This is a genomic window from Pseudomonas sp. MPDS (assembly GCF_013283895.1).
Classification (GTDB): Bacteria; Pseudomonadota; Gammaproteobacteria; order Pseudomonadales; family Pseudomonadaceae; genus Aquipseudomonas; species Aquipseudomonas rhizophila.
In genome coordinates this window covers 5,024,107-5,040,465 of the sequence record NZ_CP054128.1, presented here as the reverse complement: position 1 = coordinate 5,040,465, position 16,359 = coordinate 5,024,107, and the positions used below count along the sequence as shown (strand labels likewise).

The 16,359-nt window shown below is 61.4% G+C and carries 15 protein-coding genes; 7 read left to right on the top strand and 8 right to left on the bottom strand.

Annotation, left to right across the window (positions count from 1 at the left end):
• Positions 1 to 71 precede the first annotated feature (71 nt).
• The 4 genes from dinG (at position 72) to pdxH (ending at position 5,426) form a co-directional block, all read left to right on the top strand.
• Positions 72 to 2,216 (top strand): ATP-dependent DNA helicase DinG, encoded by a 2,145-nt coding sequence (gene dinG / locus HQ912_RS22290; RefSeq protein WP_047228404.1) that lies wholly within the window; start codon positions 72 to 74, stop codon positions 2,214 to 2,216.
• Positions 2,217 to 2,377: 161 nt separating this feature from the next.
• Complete coding sequence (locus HQ912_RS22285; RefSeq protein WP_047228403.1) at positions 2,378 to 3,523, top strand: serine hydrolase domain-containing protein; 1,146 nt, start codon at positions 2,378 to 2,380, stop codon at positions 3,521 to 3,523.
• Positions 3,524 to 3,641: 118 nt separating this feature from the next.
• The gene (locus HQ912_RS22280) at positions 3,642 to 4,754 is read left to right on the top strand and encodes an OmpA family protein (protein WP_173407316.1); all 1,113 of its coding nucleotides are present in this window, start codon (positions 3,642 to 3,644) and stop codon (positions 4,752 to 4,754) included.
• 24 nt (positions 4,755 to 4,778) lie between these two features.
• Positions 4,779 to 5,426 (top strand): pyridoxamine 5'-phosphate oxidase, encoded by a 648-nt coding sequence (gene pdxH, locus HQ912_RS22275; RefSeq protein WP_173407315.1) that lies wholly within the window; start codon positions 4,779 to 4,781, stop codon positions 5,424 to 5,426.
• Here the strand turns inward: pdxH and HQ912_RS22270 are convergent.
• Positions 5,423 to 5,659 (bottom strand): hypothetical protein, encoded by a 237-nt coding sequence (locus HQ912_RS22270; protein ID WP_107321608.1) that lies wholly within the window; start codon positions 5,657 to 5,659, stop codon positions 5,423 to 5,425. The two genes, pdxH and HQ912_RS22270, sit on opposite strands and share 4 nt — an antisense overlap.
• A gap of 172 nt (positions 5,660 to 5,831) precedes the next feature.
• On the opposite strand from HQ912_RS22270, the gene HQ912_RS22265 reads away from it, so the two are divergent.
• Entirely contained in the window at positions 5,832 to 6,296 is a 465-nt protein-coding gene (locus HQ912_RS22265) for a glycine zipper 2TM domain-containing protein (RefSeq protein ID WP_160891711.1), read from the top strand.
• Positions 6,297 to 7,353: 1,057 nt separating this feature from the next.
• Here HQ912_RS22265 and nhaA read toward each other — a convergent pair.
• Positions 7,354 to 8,544 (bottom strand): Na+/H+ antiporter NhaA, encoded by a 1,191-nt coding sequence (nhaA, locus tag HQ912_RS22260; protein WP_047228398.1) that lies wholly within the window; start codon positions 8,542 to 8,544, stop codon positions 7,354 to 7,356.
• A 263-nt stretch (positions 8,545 to 8,807) separates the two neighbouring features.
• On the opposite strand from nhaA, the gene HQ912_RS22255 reads away from it, so the two are divergent.
• Positions 8,808 to 9,905, top strand: a complete 1,098-nt coding sequence (locus HQ912_RS22255; protein WP_173407562.1) for a PLP-dependent cysteine synthase family protein — start codon at positions 8,808 to 8,810, stop codon at positions 9,903 to 9,905.
• 154 nt (positions 9,906 to 10,059) lie between these two features.
• Here HQ912_RS22255 and HQ912_RS22250 read toward each other — a convergent pair whose 3' ends face one another.
• The 3 genes from HQ912_RS22250 to HQ912_RS22240 all read right to left on the bottom strand — a co-directional run bounded on the left by HQ912_RS22250 (position 10,060) and on the right by HQ912_RS22240 (position 13,081).
• Positions 10,060 to 11,673: an NAD(P)/FAD-dependent oxidoreductase gene (locus HQ912_RS22250; RefSeq protein ID WP_047228396.1), complete on the bottom strand. Its 1,614-nt coding sequence runs from the start codon at positions 11,671 to 11,673 to the stop codon at positions 10,060 to 10,062.
• Between the two features lie 74 nt (positions 11,674 to 11,747).
• Positions 11,748 to 12,422, bottom strand: a complete 675-nt coding sequence (locus HQ912_RS22245; RefSeq protein ID WP_160891755.1) for a COG3650 family protein — start codon at positions 12,420 to 12,422, stop codon at positions 11,748 to 11,750.
• Positions 12,423 to 12,481: 59 nt separating this feature from the next.
• Positions 12,482 to 13,081: a short chain dehydrogenase gene (locus tag HQ912_RS22240; protein WP_173407314.1), complete on the bottom strand. Its 600-nt coding sequence runs from the start codon at positions 13,079 to 13,081 to the stop codon at positions 12,482 to 12,484.
• Positions 13,082 to 13,185: 104 nt separating this feature from the next.
• Between HQ912_RS22240 and HQ912_RS22235 the strand changes: the two genes are divergently transcribed.
• Positions 13,186 to 14,100, top strand: coding sequence for a LysR family transcriptional regulator (locus tag HQ912_RS22235; RefSeq protein ID WP_047228394.1), 915 nt, complete (start codon positions 13,186 to 13,188; stop codon positions 14,098 to 14,100).
• A gap of 125 nt (positions 14,101 to 14,225) precedes the next feature.
• Here the strand turns inward: HQ912_RS22235 and HQ912_RS22230 are convergent, their stop codons facing one another.
• Genes HQ912_RS22230 through HQ912_RS22220 form a run of 3 tightly spaced genes read right to left on the bottom strand, consistent with a single transcriptional unit; the run spans position 14,226 to position 16,335 of the window.
• The gene (locus HQ912_RS22230; RefSeq protein ID WP_047228393.1) at positions 14,226 to 14,702 is read right to left on the bottom strand and encodes a DoxX family protein; all 477 of its coding nucleotides are present in this window, start codon (positions 14,700 to 14,702) and stop codon (positions 14,226 to 14,228) included.
• Entirely contained in the window at positions 14,699 to 15,469 is a 771-nt protein-coding gene (locus HQ912_RS22225; protein ID WP_173407313.1) for a DUF2063 domain-containing protein, read from the bottom strand. The genes HQ912_RS22230 and HQ912_RS22225 overlap by 4 nt, the downstream gene beginning before the upstream one ends.
• The gene (locus HQ912_RS22220) at positions 15,466 to 16,335 is read right to left on the bottom strand and encodes a DUF692 domain-containing protein (RefSeq protein ID WP_047228391.1); all 870 of its coding nucleotides are present in this window, start codon (positions 16,333 to 16,335) and stop codon (positions 15,466 to 15,468) included. Before HQ912_RS22220 ends, HQ912_RS22225 begins: the two co-directional genes overlap by 4 nt.
• Positions 16,336 to 16,359: the final 24 nt, after the last annotated feature.

Below are 16,359 nucleotides of genomic sequence, written 5' to 3'. Positions count from 1 at the left end.
TTAGCGGGGTATGATAGCCGCCGATCCGAACCACTGAAAATTTATCCAGCGTTTTTAGCGCCCGACCATTCATGATCAGCACCGAACTCAAAACCACGATCCAGGGCGCCTATTCGCGTTTTCTCGAAGCCAAGAGCCTCAAGCCGCGATATGGCCAGCGCCTGATGATTGCCGAAGTGGCAAAAGTCCTGGGTGACATCGACACCGACGACGAAGGCCGGCGCAGTGGCGAGCCTGCCGTCGTGGCGGTGGAGGCCGGCACCGGCACCGGCAAGACCGTGGCCTACAGCCTGGCGGCAATCCCCACCGCCAAGGCCGCCGGCAAACGCCTGGTGATCGCCACGGCCACGATCGCCTTGCAGGAGCAGATCGTTTTCAAGGACCTGCCTGACCTGATGCGCAACAGCGGGCTGAATTTCAGCTTCGCCCTGGCCAAGGGGCGTGGGCGCTACATGTGCCTGTCCAAGCTCGACATGTTGCTTCAGGAAGGCCAGGCGCAGACCGCCACGGCCCAGTTGTTCGAGGAAGAAGGCTTCAAGATCGAAGTCGATGAGGCCAGTCAGAAGCTGTTTACCAGCATGATCGAAAAACTGGCCGGCAATAAATGGGACGGCGACCGCGACAGCTGGTCCACCGCCCTGGAAGACGCCGACTGGTCACGCCTGACTACCGATCACAGCCAGTGCACCAACCGTCATTGCCCGAACTTCGGCCAGTGCGCCTTTTACAAGGCCCGCGAAGGCATGGGCAAGGTCGACGTCATTGTCACCAACCACGACATGGTCCTGGCCGACCTGGCCCTGGGCGGTGGCGCGGTGCTGCCGGATCCGCGTGACACGATCTATGTGTTCGACGAAGGTCACCACCTGCCGGACAAGGCCATCGGCCATTTCGCCCATTACACCCGGCTGCGTTCCACCGCTGACTGGCTGGAAACCACCGCCAAGAACCTCACCAAGCTGTTGGCCCAACACCCGCTGCCGGGTGACCTGGGCAAGTTCATCGAGCAGGTGCCCGAGCTGGCCCGTGAAATCAAGACGAACCAGCAGTTCATGTTCAGTGCCTGCGAACAAGTGGCGGATTTCAAGCCCGGCGAAGACGTCGAGGGTCGTGATCGACCTCGCCATCGCTTTGTCGGCGGCGTCATTCCCGAGCACATGCGCGAGATGGGCATCGAGCTCAAGAAAGGCTTTGCCCGCCTGACCGACCTGTTCACCCGTCTGACCGACCTGCTCAAGGAAGGCATGGATGGCGAGGTCAATATCGGTATCGCCAGCAACCAGGCCGAGGAGTGGTACCCGTTGTTCGGCAGTCTGCTGTCCCGCTCCCAGGGTAACTGGGAGTTGTGGACCGCGTTCACGACTGAAGACCCGGAAGACAACCCGCCGATGGCGCGTTGGTTGACCCTGGCCGAAAGCGGCTCGCTGTTCGACATCGAGGTCAATGCCAGCCCGATCCTGGCGGCGGAAATGCTGCGTCGCAACCTGTGGAATGTCGCCTACGGCGCGCTGGTGACTTCCGCCACGCTGACCGCCCTGGGCACGTTCGACCGTTTCCGCATGCGCGCCGGCCTGCCGAAAAAAGCCGTGACCGCCGTGGTTCCGAGCCCCTTCCATCATGCCGACGCCGGCGTGCTGCGGGTCCCGGACCTCAAGGCTGATCCGCGGGATGCCGCCGCCCACACCGCGGCGATTATTCGCGACCTGCCGGAACTGGTGGAAGGCTCGCGGGGCACCCTGGTGCTGTTTTCCTCGCGCAAACAGATGCAGGACGTGTTCGACGGCCTCGACCGCGACTGGCGCAAGCAAGTGTTCATCCAAGGCAACCTGTCCAAGCAGGAAACCCTGAACAAGCACAAAGCGCGGGTCGATGGCGGCGATTCCAGCGTGCTGTTCGGCCTGGCGAGTTTTGCCGAAGGCGTGGATTTGCCCGGTGCCTACTGTGAGCATGTGGTGATCGCCAAGATCCCGTTTTCGGTTCCGGACGACCCGGTGGAAGCCGCGTTGGCCGAATGGATCGAGGCCCGCGGTGGTAACCCGTTCATGGAAATCTCCGTGCCGGACGCCTCGCTGAAACTGGTCCAGGCCTGTGGTCGATTGCTGCGCACCGAAGAAGACCGCGGCACCATCACCTTGCTCGACCGCCGACTGGTGACCCAGCGCTACGGCAAGGCGATCCTCAACGCCCTGCCACCGTTTCGGCGGGAGATATCCTAGCCTCCCGGTGATTTTTGACTGAGGAGGTCTCTGTGGCGAGGGGATTTAGCGAAACGGGCAGTGTCAGTCCGGTCAGCCGTCTTGCGGCGGTTCCCAAAAACCTCAATGGCTGAAACAATGCAGGCCACTTCAAAAAAGTGTTTGTTTCAAGGGAGTTGCGGGTGCAGATTCAAGGCCATTATGAGCTTCAATTCGAGGCGGTGCGTGAAGCCTTCGCCGCGCTGTTCGACGATCCTCAGGAGCGCGGCGCGGCGTTGTGCATTCAGGTTGGTGGCCGCACGGTCATCGATCTGTGGGCCGGCACGGCCGACAAGGATGGCAGTGAGGCCTGGCACAGCGACACCATCGCCAATCTGTTTTCCTGCACCAAGACGTTCACCGCCGTCACCGCCCTGCAACTGGTGGCCGAAGGCAAGCTGCAGCTGGACGCCCCTGTCGCCCGCTACTGGCCTGAGTTCGCGGCAGCCGGCAAGCAAGCCGTCACGCTCCGTCAGTTGCTTTGCCACCAGGCCGGGTTGCCGGCGTTACGTGAATTGCTGGCGCCCGAAGCACTTTATAACTGGCAGACCATGGTCGATGCTCTGGCCGCTGAAGCGCCCTGGTGGACGCCGGGTGACGGTCACGGCTACGCGGCGATCACTTATGGCTGGCTGGTCGGCGAACTGCTGCGCAGGGCTGACGGTCGTGGACCGGGGGCATCCATCGTGGCCCGTATTGCCAAGCCGTTGGGCCTAGATTTCCACGTCGGCCTGGCTGATGAAGAGTTTCATCGCGTGGCCCACATCGCTCGCGGCAAAGGCAATGTGGGGGATGCGGCGGCCCAGCGCCTTTTACAAGTGACGATGCGCGAACCCACGGCCATGACTACCCGGGCCTTTACTAACCCGCCCTCGATCATGACCAGCACCAATAAGCCAGAGTGGCGGCGTATGGAACAACCGGCGGCCAACGGCCATGGTAACGCCCGCAGCCTGGCCGGGTTTTATGCCGGCCTGCTGGACGGCAGCCTGCTGGAGGGAGAAATGCTCGACGAACTGACTCGCCAGCACAGCTTCGGCGAGGACAAGACATTGTTGACCCAGACCCGTTTCGGCCTGGGTTGCATGCTCGATCAGCCGGATGTGCCGAACGCGACCTATGGCCTCGGCCCTCGGGCATTCGGTCATCCTGGGGCGGGGGGCTCCATCGGTTTTGCCGACCCGGAGCACGATGTGGCTTTTGGCTTTGTGACAAACACCCTCGGGCCATACGTTTTGATGGATCCGCGGGCGCAGAACCTTGCGCGGGTACTTGCCACTTGTCTATAAAACGTTAGCGAAGGCGGCGGGCACAGGAACCTCGTGTTCCTTTCAGTTTCCAACCGTCTGTTTATGCGGCCCGAACATGGCCTTTGTTTTTTTTTTTACATCATTTTGTGGATATCCAATGTCATTGAATAAATCTTTCGCTCTGGCGCTGTGCTTCGCTATCACCGGTTGCGCACAAACCCCACAAAATGATGCCGAGGGCGGCAGTGGCTGGTGGCCGTTCGGCGCCTCCGACAAGGTCGCGGCCAAAGAACCGACGTCAGCGGCGCCGCTGAAACCGGCTGCCGTCGCGCCACAAGCCAAGGCCGAGGGTGCCACTCACTGGTGGTGGCCGTTTTCTTCCGATGACGCCGCCGACGGCGTCGCCAAAAAAGTCGACGCCAAACCTGAAGTCAAGACGCCGGTTACCGTCGCCAAGGCTGAAGCTGAAAGCAACGGCAAGTGGTGGTGGCCATTCGGCGGTAAAGATCAGGAAACCGCCAAGACGGTGCCGATGCCGGATCCGAAAGTCACCCAGGCTTGGCTCGACGACTACGAGCCGAAATTGCGCACGGCCATCAAGGACAGCAAGCTCGAACTTGAACGCCGCGACGACGTGCTGGTGGTCACCGCACCGGTGGACGGCTCCTTCAACCCGGATCGTCCGGCCATGCTGCTGCCGGTGAGCCTCGGCCCGTTCACCCGCGTTGCGAAAATTCTGGAAGCTGATCCGAAAACTGCCGTGCTGATCCTCGGCCACGCCGACACGTCGGGCGCCGCGCCGGTCAACCTGAAGCTCAGCCAGGAACGCGCCCAATCCGTGGCGGCGATTTTCCGTCTCAGCGGCTTGCAGCGTGATCGCCTGATGCTGCGTGGCATGGGTTCGGTTGCGCCCCGTGCCGCCAATGACAGCGTTGAAGGTCGCGCTTTGAATCGTCGTGTCGAGCTGCTGGTCACGCCGCAAAACACCATGGTTGCGCTGCTGAGCAAGTACAACATGCCGGCCCCGGCACCAGTAAGGTTGGTGGCGGTCCAGGACGTGAAACCTGCGGCTTTGGCGCCAGCGCCCGCGCCGGCGGCTAACAAGTCCAAGGCTGTTGCCAGCAAAAAAGCGCCGGCCAAGAAGGCTGTCGCCAAGGCTCCTGCCAAAAAAGCCCCGGCCAAGAAAGCGCCGGTGGCGAAGAAGCAGCAACCGACCAAAGCCGCTACCGATGCCAAGAAAGTCGCGGCTGCCGATGCATCCAAGCAGTGATGGGCTAACTACAAGGAACGCGCCATGACCCAGACGCTGGCTGATATGCGCCGCGACTACACCCGCGATGGCCTGACCGAGGCGCAGGCCCCGGCCGAGCCGTTCGCGCTGTTCCACCAGTGGTTCGCCGACGCGGTGAAAACCGAACAGGCGCCGGTGGAGGCCAACGCCATGACCTTGGCGACCGTGGATGCCGATGGGCGCCCGCACTGCCGGATCCTGCTGCTCAAGGGGCTCGATGCCCAAGGCTTCACGTTCTTCACCAACTACGAGAGCGCCAAGGGTCAGCAACTGGCCGCGAACCCGTTCGCGGCCATGACATTTTTCTGGCCGACGCTGGAGCGTCAGGTGCGTATCGAGGGCAAGGTGCAGAAGGTCACGGCGCAAGAGTCGGACGCCTATTATCAGGTACGGCCATTGGGCAGTCGCCTCGGGGCCTGGGCTTCACCTCAAAGCCGGGTGATTGCAGGTCGAGGTGAGCTGGAAGACTTGCTCAAGGCCACCGAACAACGCTTCAGTAACAGCCAGCCTCACTGCCCGGAGCATTGGGGGGGCTATCGTCTGCTGCCCGAGCGTATCGAATTCTGGCAGGGACGGGCCAGCCGTCTGCATGATCGCCTCAACTACCGCCTGCAAGAGGCGAGCTGGATCCGCGAGCGTCTGGCGCCTTAGCCCTGGGTATACCCTGCCGCCGCGGCCTGAAGCCATTGCGGCAGGTCGCGCCGCTTGATCCCTTGCTTCTGGGCGTGGGCCAATTGTTGCAGCATGTAAGTTTTTTTCAGCTCATCCTGCCCCGCCAAAGACAGCGCCAGATCGCGGTCCATCCAGCGTTTGATCCGCACGTACAGCCACCAATGAAAGTACAAACCGGCGACGGTGGTAGCGGCTATGATGAAATAATCCATGAGAAATCCTCAGGCCAGTGACGCGGATAGCGGAAATTGGCGCTACTGTTTGGGTGAATTTTTCGGGCGAGTCTGTATCCCACCTGAATGAAAACAATTTTATCCCGGCGAGGCCGTGACAGGCGTCAAGCTGCGGAGTTTAATGAATACCTGTCTTTTGGAGTTTGATGCTATGCGTAAGTCTGTTTTGCTGGTTGCTTCCTTTTCCACGATGGCGATGTTGCTCACTGGCTGTCAGTCGAGCCTGACCGGTGACTCCTATTCCCGTGACGAAGCGCGTCGCGTGCAGACGATTCGCATGGGGACCATTGAAGCCTTGCGTCCGGTCAAGATCGAAGGCACCAAGACCCCGATCGGCGGCGCGGCGGGTGCGGTGGTAGGTGGTGTGGGTGGCAGCGCCATCGGCGGTGGCCGTGGCAGTATCGTTGCTGCCGTGATCGGCGCCGTGGCCGGCGGCCTGATCGGCTCCGCGACCGAAGAAGGCCTGACCCGTACCCAGGGTGTGGAAATCACCGTTCGTGAAGACGACGGCAGCATGCGCGCCTATGTGCAGCAGGTTCAGGAAAACGAAGTGTTCCGTGTGGGTGAGCGGGTTCGTATTGCCACTGTGGATGGTACGAGCCGCGTATCGCACTAAGCTGGAATCGCTAAGAGAAAATCGCGCTTTTTCCTGAACGGGGAGGCGCGATTTTTTTATGGCTTCGTTTCGGTGGGGGGGGGCGGCGTGTATATCCGTTTCTTCGGTAACGGCCACTGGCGGTTCCGCCCTTACGGCGGGTCACTTTCGAAAAGCGCGAAAGTAACCAAAGCGCTTCTGCCCCACCACTCGGCACCTCGCTTAGGCTCGGTGTGCCTGAACGAAGGCATTGCTCCGTGGGCCCGCCGCGAAGGGCCATCCATGGCCCAGCGCGGCTAACCCGGCATCCATGCCGGGTTGCCCACTCCACAACGCCTCCGTTCAGCCAGCGTGGTTAACGGGGCGTCCAAGATCAACGTCCACCGCGAGGCGGCCTTATAGCCGGCCTGATTCTTGGTGGGACCGCGTTTCTCCTGTGGGAGCGGGCTTGCTCACGCAAGCGGTATCACAGTCGATGAAGATGTTGGGTGTGTTGGCCTTTTGGCGAACAAGCCCGCTCCCTCAGTGGTTCTGTGTTGGATATAAATTTGTGCTCACTGAAAGATCGAATGTGGGAGCGAGCCTGCTCGCGATGACGGCATCCAATTCAATCGCTATGTAACTGAACTATCGCAAGGCTGAGAAGGCGGCTACACAGTTGACGAAGATGTTGCATGTGTCGACCTCTTCGCGAGCAGGCTCGCTCCCACAGGAAAAACGCGATCATCAAAAAAACAGGTCGGCTATAAGGCCGCCTCGCGGAGGATGTTGATCTTGGACGCCCCGTTAACCACGCTGGCCGAACGCAGGCATTGTGGAGTGGGTATCCCGGCATGGATGCCGGGATAGCCGCGCTGGGCCATGGATGGCCCTTCGCGGCGGGCCCACGGAGCAATGCCTTCGTTCGGGCACACCGAGCCTAGGCGAGGTGCCAAGTGGTGGGGCAGAAGCGTTTTGGTTACTTTTGCGCTGTTCAAAAGTGACCCGCCGTAAGGGCGGAACCGCCAGTGGCCGTCACCGAAGAAACGGATATACACACCAATAAACACACAACAAACATCACCCCGATCAGGTAATTTTAGTTGGCTTTAAATGCAGTCTGCTTACGACTAGCCGCCGCTGTCACCGCATAACCCAGCAACGCCGCCAGGATCGAGCCAGTGAGAATACCCATCCGGTCCATACCGGCATACTCACTGGTACCGGGCGCGAACGCCAGGGAGCCGACGAACAGGCTCATGGTGAAGCCGATGCCGCACAGGATTGCCACGCCCAGTATCTGCCCCCAGTTGGCGCCGGCGGGCAGGCTGGCGATACCGATCTTGACCGCCAGCCAGGTCAGGCCGAAAACGCCGACGGTCTTGCCCAGCAACAGGCCGATGGCGATGCCCATCGGCACGTGATGGGTGAAGCTCTCGACGGTGACGCCGCTCAGGGACAAGCCGGCGTTGGCGAAGGCGAAGAGCGGCAGGATGCCGTAGGCCACCCAGGGGTGCAGGGCATGTTCCAGGGTCAGCAGCGGCGAGGTCTCGGCATTTTTTGTGCGCAGCGGAATGCAGAACGCCAGGGTCACACCGGCCAGGGTGGCATGGACACCGCTCTTGAGTACGCAGACCCAGAGAATCAGGCCGACAACCATGTAGGGGCCGAGCTTGACCACTCCCGCGCGGTTCATCGCCACCAGCGCGGCGATGCAGGCGGCTGCCAATACCAGTGACAAGGTCGACAGGGCGCCCGAGTAGAAGATGGCAATGATGATAATGGCGCCCAGGTCGTCGATGATCGCCAGGGTCATCAAAAACAGCTTGAGCGACACGGGTACCCGTTTGCCCAGTAGGGCCAGCACGCCAAGGGCGAAGGCGATGTCGGTGGCCGTTGGAATCGCCCAGCCTGCGAGGGCGGCCGGATTGTCGCGGTTGAGGAACCAGTAGATCAGGGCGGGGACGACCATGCCACCGATCGCTGCCGCACCCGGCAAGACGATCTGCGAGGGTTTCGACAGCTGCCCGTCGAGAACCTCACGTTTGACTTCGAGGCCGATGAGCAGAAAGAACATGGCCATCAGGCCGTCGTTGATCCACAACAACGCCGGTTTGGCGATTTTCAGCGCCCCGATCTGGGCCACCACAGGGGTGTCCAGAAAGTCCGTATAGAGCCACGACAGCGGTGAGTTATTGAGTATCAGGGCCAGCACGGCGGCGGCGATCAATAGCAGGCCGCTGGCAGCTTCCAACTGAAGGAAACGGGTCAAAGTATTACGTAGAGGCACGGTTGCTCTCCATGGATCAAATCAAAAAGATGGTCCACCCTAACCGGTACTGTTAGTTGTTAAAACAAAAGTTATATTCTTTTTTGTTATATGTCGTTACAACGCATGCAACGCGTGGTCAGGCAGTGACAGGCCATATTGGACCTTAGCTGTACCTGTGCGCGATGTCGGTTTTTTCCTAAGCTTGCGACTGGTTTTTCCGAGACAAGTCGTGCCTGTCTGTACGTCAGGTTCCTCGCGTCGCATTGATCCAGTGAGAAGACATCATGAATGACCACCGCCAGTGGGCGCGTGAAGCGATCCGTATCATCGAGGCTGACTTCCAGCGCAGCGCCGACACCCATCTGATTCCACTGGCGCTGCCAGGGCTGCCGGGTATCGAGTTGTACTTCAAGGATGAGTCCAGCCACCCCACCGGCAGCCTCAAGCATCGACTCGCCCGCTCGCTGTTTCTCTACGCGCTGTGTAATGGCTGGCTCAAGCCTGGCGCCCCGGTGATCGAGGCTTCAAGCGGATCGACGGCTATTTCCGAGGCTTACTTCGCGAGGCTTTTGGGCTTGCCCTTTATTGCGGTGATGCCGGCGACCACCTCCCGGGAAAAAATCGCACAGATCGCCTTCTATGGTGGCCAGAGTCACCTGGTGGACGATCCTACGCAGATCTACGCCGAGTCCGAGCGTTTGGCCCGTGAGCATGACGGCCACTTCATCGACCAGTTCACCTACGCCGAGCGCGCCACGGACTGGCGCGCCAATAACAACATTGCCGAATCGATCTTCCAGCAGATGCGTTTCGAGCGGCATCCGGAGCCGAGCTGGCTGATTTCCAGCCCCGGCACCGGCGGCACCACCGCGACCCTGGGTCGTTACGTACGCTACCGCCAGCACTGTACCCGTGTGCTGTGTGCCGACGCCGAGCGTTCGGTGTTTTTCGACTATTACCGCAGCGGCGATGCGAGCCTGCGCCTGGATTGTGGTTCGCGGATCGAAGGTATCGGCCGGCCAAGGGTCGAAGCGTCGTTTTTGCCCAAGGTGATCGATGCGATGGTCAAAGTGCCGGATGCCCTGTCGCTGGCGGCCATGCACTACCTGGCCCAGCGATTGGGCCGACGGGTCGGCGGATCCAGCGGCACCAACCTGATCGGCGCGCTGATCGCCGCCAGGCAGATGGTGCAAGCAGGTGAGACGGGCTCGATCGTGGCAATCTTGTGTGACGGCGGTGAGCGCTATGCCACGACCTATTACGATCCGGCGTGGCTCAAGGCCCAGGGCTATGAGCTGAGTGGATTGATGGACGCCGTGGCGGCGAGTGTGGAGCGGGGTGAGGCGCTGCCGGAAAGTGTGCTCCGAGCCAATATCTGAACACTGGAAAACACTGAATTTCCTTGTGGCAGCGAGCTTGTGTGGGAGCTGGGCTTGCCCGCGATAGCATCACCTCGGTTCACCTGATAGACCGAGCTGCCTGCATCGCGGGCAAGCCCAGCTCCCACAAAGCTTCTCCCACAGTGGGTAGGGGTCAGGCCTTGAGGCCCAGGATATCCCGCGCCACCGCCTCGGCAATCCGGATTCCGTCCACGCCCGCCGAGAGAATCCCGCCCGCGTAGCCGGCGCCTTCGCCAGCCGGGAACAAGCCCTTGACGTTCAGGCTTTGCAACGTTTCGTCGCGGGTGATGCGCAGCGGCGACGAGGTGCGGGTTTCAATGCCGGTCAGCACGGCGTCATGCAGCGAGTAGCCGCGAATCTGCTTTTCGAACGCCGGCAGGGCTTCACGGATGGCTTCGATGGCGAAGTCGGGCAGGGCCAAGGCCAGGTCGCCCAAAGACACACCCGGCTTGTAGGACGGCTCGACGCTGCCCAGCGCCGTAGACGGTTTGCCGGCAATGAAGTCGCCCACCAGTTGTGCCGGGGCTTCGTAGTTGCTGCCACCGAGCACGAAAGCGTGGGATTCCAGACGCTCCTGCAATTCGATGCCCGCCAAGGGGCCGCCCGGGTAATCCACTTCAGGCGTAATGCCCACCACGATGCCGGAGTTGGCGTTGCGCTCGTTACGTGAATACTGGCTCATGCCGTTGGTCACGACGCGGTTCGGCTCGGAGGTGGCCGCCACTACGGTGCCGCCCGGGCACATGCAGAAGCTGTACACCGAGCGACCGTTCTTGGCGTGGTGCACCAGTTTGTAATCGGCGGCGCCAAGCTTCGGGTGGCCGGCATATTTGCCCAGGCGCGCGCTGTCGATCAGCGATTGCGGGTGTTCGATGCGGAAACCCACCGAGAACGGCTTGGCTTCCATGTACACGCCGCGGCCGTGGAGCATGCGGAACGTGTCCCGGGCGCTGTGGCCCAGGGCCAGAATCACATGTTTTGAATGAATACGTTCGCCGCTGGCCAGTTCAACACCGACCAACTGGCCGTCCTCGATCAACACATCCGTGACCCGCTGCTGGAAGCGAACTTCGCCGCCCAAGGCGCGAATCTGCTCACGCATGTTTTCCACGACGCCTGTCAGACGGAACGTACCGATGTGCGGCTTGCTGACGTAGAGGATTTCTTCCGGCGCGCCGGCCTTGACGAATTCGTGCAGGACTTTGCGACCCAGGAACTTGGGATCCTTGATCTGGCTGTAGAGCTTGCCGTCGGAGAACGTCCCCGCACCGCCTTCGCCGAACTGCACGTTGGATTCGGGGTTGAGCACGCTTTTGCGCCACAGGCCCCAGGTGTCCTTGGTGCGCTGGCGCACTTCGGGGCCGCGCTCGAGGATGATCGGTTTGAAGCCCATCTGTGCCAGCAACATGGCGGCGAAGATCCCGCACGGGCCGAAGCCGACCACGATCGGCCGTTCGCTCAGGTCAGCCGGTGCCTGGCCCACCACTTTATAACTGACATCCGGCGCCTGGTTGACGTTACGGTCATCGGCGAACTTGCGCAGCAAGCCGGCTTCATCGCGCACCGTCAGGTCGATGGTGTAGATGAAGCACAGTTCAGAGGACTTCTTACGCGCGTCGTAGCTGCGTTTGAACAGGGTGAAGTCGAGCAGATCATCGCTGGCGATGCCCAGGCGCTGCACGATGGCTGGGCGCAGGTCTTCTTCGGGATGGTCGATCGGCAGCTTGAGTTCGGTGATTCGTAACATGACAGGATCCGGTTCGCGGGACGCACAACTGCGCCAGGGCGTGAGGCGGCGATTATAAGCCAAAAACCTTCGAATCAGTCGTTACGCGCACCGCCGAAGTAAGCGCAGCCGCGCTGGACCTGACCGTTGACCCGCAGCTCGGCGCTCATGTGTTGCACGCTGCCGGTCGCGCTGTCGACGCAGCGCTGGGGAGTGACCCAAAGCTCGACCTTCTGGCCGTTGGCTTCGGTGCCGAGATTGAAGCGGCCATCGCCCAGTTGTTCTTCAACGAAAGGCACTGCCAGAGGCGGCTGGCCCTCACGTTCGAGCACCAGGCCTTTGCCGCTGGCGTTCAGATTCCACTCGGGGCCATGGCCGGTGGCGCGCAGGAGCAGCCGCTTGAAGTCGGCGTCGTCGCAAGCGCTGCCCGAACGCTCCAGGCGATACAGCTGCTCAAGATTCAACTGGCTGTCGGTACCGGCCGCTGCGCTGGTGACGATATGGCCGCGCACATCGGCAAACAGTTTGCCCTGATCATCGGCCAGGCTGGCGGCCTGTTGCAGTACGCTGGTGCCGCCGCTGTCGTTGACGATGTAGCGACGCTGCTCCTGGCAGGGCTGGAACACCAGCTTGCCATCGGCCGCCGTAAGTTCGCCCTGCATGCGCATCTGGCCGGCATGGGAAACGCTCTGGGGTGGAGCGTCGAGCAACTGGCAGCCGGCGAAAAGCGGCAGGAGGGCGACAAACAGCAGGGAACGGGCGGCACGCATCATTGAGTCTCCAGACAAGTGCCGCCACGTTACGCAGACTGATCCTGCATCACAAGAGGTCAACCGACGTGAAAGGTCTGGCCAGTCTGCAGGCCTTCGACACTCTTGGCGTAGGCCAATGCGACATCGGCGGCTGGTACCGGCTTATAGCCACGGAAGTACGGGGCATAGTTGTCCATGGCTTCGAGCAGCACGTTCGGACTGACCGAGTTGACCCGCAAGCCCCGGGGCAATTCGATTGCCGCGGCACGCACGAAACTGTCCAGGGCACCGTTGACCAGCGCCGCCGACGCACCGCTTCTGATCGGATCGTGGCTGAGCACGCCAGTGGTGAAGGTGAAGGACGCACCGTCATTGGCGAATTCGCGGCCGATCAGCAGCAGGTTGACCTGGCCCATCAGTTTGTCTTTCAAACCCAGGGCGAAGCTGTCCTGCGTCATCTCGTCCAAGGGCGCAAAGGTGACGTTGCCCGCGGCGCAGACCAGTGCATCGAAGCGACCGGTTTTCTCGAACAGGGCACGGATCGAAGAGCTGTCACTGATATCCACGTGCAGGTCGCCGCTGTGACGGCCGATGCGGACAATCTCGTGACGCGGCGACAGTTCTTTATCAATGGCCGAACCGATGGTGCCGCTGGCGCCGATCAACAGGATTTTCATTAGCTGTTCCTCAATGGGCTGGATGAGATTGCAGTCTAGAGAGGTTCTTTCTCTTGATAATCGTGGTAATAGGCAACCTTTGGTTTTCAATTGGAAACAATCCGATGAGCGAAATGGACGACCTGGCGGCGTTCGCCGTGTTGATCGAGGCCGGTAGTTTCACCCTGGCGGCCCAGCAATTGGGCTGCAGCAAGGGCCAGTTGTCCAAGCGCATCAGCCTGCTGGAGAGTCGGTTTTCGGTGGTGTTGCTACAGCGCACCACGCGGCGCTTGAGTCTCACGGCAGCGGGGGCGGCGTTATTGCCCCAGGCCCAGGCGTTATTGGTGCAGGTGCAAAGGGCGCGTCAGGCCCTGGCTCGCCTGAAGGATGAAATTTCCGGGCCGGTGCGTATGACGGTTCCGGTGTCGTTGGGCGAAACCTTCTTTGAGGGTTTGCTGACGGAGTTCGCCCAGCGCTACCCCGACGTGCAGATTGAACTGGAACTCAACAATGGCTACCGGGATCTGTCCCGTGATGGTTTCGACCTGGCGATCCGCTCCGACGCTGCCCTCGATGAGCGCCTGGTGGCGCGTCCGTTGCTGGCCTGGCATGAACTGACCTGCGCCAGCCCGGCCTACCTCGAACACTACGGCGAACCCCTGACGCCCCAGGGCCTGGTCGAACATCGTTGCTTGCTCAACAGTCATTACAGCGGCCGCGAAGAATGGCTCTATCACCAGCAACACGAATTGTTGCGGGTGCGGGTATCGGGACCGTTCGCCAGCAATCACTACAGCCTGCTGAAAAAAGCCGCCCTGGCCAACGCCGGGATCGCCCGGTTGCCGTCCTATCTGTTGCATGAGGAATTGGCTGACGGACGTTTGCGCTGGTTACTCAGGGATTTTCAGACCCGTCGCATGCCGATGTACCTCGTGCACCCGTACCAGGGCGGTTTGCCCAAGCGCACCCAGGTGCTGGCCGATTATCTGATCGACTGGTTCAAGCGCAGTGGCGAGGCGCTGGATCGGCTTCAGCGATAGCAAGGCATCACACGAACCTTGTGGGAGCGAGCCTGCTCGCGATAGCGGTGGGTCAGGCAACAATTGTGCTGAAGCTGACACTGCTATCGCGAGCAGGCTCGCTCCCAGAGGAGTCCCGAACTTGATCAGCGAGCGTAGTGCCTGGCGATCAGGTGGTCGAGCGACAGCTTGCCCGGCCCGCGCGCCATCAGATAAAGCAGTACCGCCGCCCAGGTGCCATGGGTCGGATAGGCGTCGGGGTAGACGAACAGTTGAATGGTCAAGGTCATGCCCAGCAGGGCCAGGGCCGAGAAGCGTGTCGCCAGGCCAAACAGGATCAGGGTCGGGAACACATGCTCGGCCGCTGCCGCCAGATGCGCTGCCAGTTCTGGCGACAACAGCGGCAAGGCGTATTCGCTTTTGAACAGGGGAATGGTCGAATCGGCCAGTCGCGGCAGGCCGAGCTGGAAGGTGCCGTCGATCAGGTCTATGGCCAGGCCTTCGATTTTGGTCTGGCCGGATTTCCAGAACACCGCCGCGATGCAAAAGCGCCCAACGAAGGCGATCAGGCTGTGAGGGATTTTATCCAGCCATTCAATGGAGCGAGTGATCAGGGCGTTCATGGCAATACCTGCTCGGCTAACAGATGGGTGACGGCTTGATGGCTGATGAGCTGCGCCAGGGTGTGCTCCAGTTCCAGATCGCTGTCGCGCCTGGTTGCAGCATCAATGGCCGCGCCCAGGAAACAACCTTGCAGCAGGTCCTTGAGGAAATCATGGGCGCCGGGACTGATCGCAAACACCTCCACGTCCAGATTGTTGCGCAGCACCAGGGCGCATTGCGGCGTGAAGGGGTCGACCGGCATGACGGGCTCTTGCTGATGGGCGGCCCAGATCGCCACCACGGCGAAGGGCGATTGCAACAGGTGCAGTGACGGGTGAAGACCGACCCTCAGATGATCATGGGATGCCGGCGATGACAGCACTTGCATGACCTGTTGTGCATCCATGGGCCGGGCGTCGGCGGCGTGCCAGGCTTGCACCTGCAGGCGCTCCAGTCGGGCGACATCCGCCAGATACGGCACGCTGGCGGCGGGTTCGAAATGTTCGATGAACCCGGCAAAGTCAGCACCGTAGTCACTCATGACTGGGCTTCGCGGTGCGGCGCACTGGGCGTACATTCCGGCCATCGCGCCGAAGAACTCCTCGCCCACCAGTTGTGCCACCACCGGATAGTTGTCGGCCAGGGCGTTGATCAATGAGCTGAGCACGTTGTTGCGATACACCGCGAACCGGCTCTCTGGATCGGCGCCGGTGGCGCAGGTCAAACCCTGCGGACAAGCTTTGCGCGGGTCGAGCAGGGCGGCGGCGAATTCGCTGTAGCGGCTCATGGCTGGACCCTGGCGGCGTTTAATAGTTGGTCGGCCTGACCGGCTTCGGCCAACAGCACTGCCAACGCCGGGATGCGGTTGTCGCGCTCGATCAGCGTGGCGACTGGCCCGGTCCGCGCCAGCGCCGTGCGATACAAGCGCCAGACCTCGTTATCGATTGGCGCACCGTGGTCATCGATCAGCAAACGCTCGCCCAGGCTGTCGGAGTCTTCGGCAAACCCGGCCAGATGAATTTCGCCGGTGGCCTGCAGGGGCAGTGCGTCGAGGTAAGCCTGGGGATCACGGCAATGGTTGATGCATGAAACGTAGACGTTGTTCACATCCAGCAGTAGTCCGCAGCCGGTGCGACGGATGACTTCACTGATGAAGTCAGGCTCGTCGAGGGTCGAGTCCTCGAACGCCAGATAAGTGGCCGGGTTTTCCAGCAGCAGTGTGCATTTGAGGCTGGACTGGACCTGATCGACGTGTTCGCAGACGCGCCTGAGCGTCGTTTCATCGTAGGCCAGGGGCAGCAGATCGTTGAGAAACACCGGGCCATGGCTGGACCAGGCCAGGTGTTCGGAAAAAGACTGGGGCTGATAGCGTTCGATCAGTGTGGCCAGGCGCTGCAAATGCGCAACATCCAGCGGCCCCTCTCCACCGATCGACAGGCCGACGCCGTGCAGTGACAGCGGATACTGTTCGCGTATCCGCCCCAGGAAGTGATGAAACGGCCCGCCGGCCACCATGTAGTTTTCCGCGTGCACTTCGAAGAAACCCAGATCCGGTCGGGTCTGGAGCACTTCACGAAAATGCTCGGTCTTGAGCCCCAGCCCCGCCCGCGGCGGTAGCCGGGTATCGAAGGCGAGGGAAGCGGTGTTCGACATGGCGGCAGGCCTCAGGCGGTGCGA

Excerpts from the sequence above, each read along its gene's own strand:
- HQ912_RS22225 (WP_173407313.1), bottom strand. The coding sequence starts at position 15,469 with ATGAGCCGCTACAGCGAATTCGCCGCCGCCCTGCTCGACCCGCGCAAA.
- pdxH (WP_173407315.1), top strand. The coding sequence starts at position 4,779 with ATGACCCAGACGCTGGCTGATATGCGCCGCGACTACACCCGCGATGGC.
- HQ912_RS22220 (WP_047228391.1), bottom strand. The coding sequence starts at position 16,335 with ATGTCGAACACCGCTTCCCTCGCCTTCGATACCCGGCTACCGCCGCGG.
- HQ912_RS22265 (WP_160891711.1), top strand. The coding sequence starts at position 5,832 with ATGCGTAAGTCTGTTTTGCTGGTTGCTTCCTTTTCCACGATGGCGATG.
- HQ912_RS22230 (WP_047228393.1), bottom strand. The coding sequence starts at position 14,702 with ATGAACGCCCTGATCACTCGCTCCATTGAATGGCTGGATAAAATCCCT.
- HQ912_RS22280 (WP_173407316.1), top strand. The coding sequence starts at position 3,642 with ATGTCATTGAATAAATCTTTCGCTCTGGCGCTGTGCTTCGCTATCACC.
- dinG (WP_047228404.1), top strand. The coding sequence starts at position 72 with ATGATCAGCACCGAACTCAAAACCACGATCCAGGGCGCCTATTCGCGT.
- HQ912_RS22240 (WP_173407314.1), bottom strand. The coding sequence starts at position 13,081 with ATGAAAATCCTGTTGATCGGCGCCAGCGGCACCATCGGTTCGGCCATT.
- HQ912_RS22270 (WP_107321608.1), bottom strand. The coding sequence starts at position 5,659 with ATGGATTATTTCATCATAGCCGCTACCACCGTCGCCGGTTTGTACTTT.
- HQ912_RS22250 (WP_047228396.1), bottom strand. The coding sequence starts at position 11,673 with ATGTTACGAATCACCGAACTCAAGCTGCCGATCGACCATCCCGAAGAA.
- HQ912_RS22235 (WP_047228394.1), top strand. The coding sequence starts at position 13,186 with ATGAGCGAAATGGACGACCTGGCGGCGTTCGCCGTGTTGATCGAGGCC.
- HQ912_RS22245 (WP_160891755.1), bottom strand. The coding sequence starts at position 12,422 with ATGCGTGCCGCCCGTTCCCTGCTGTTTGTCGCCCTCCTGCCGCTTTTC.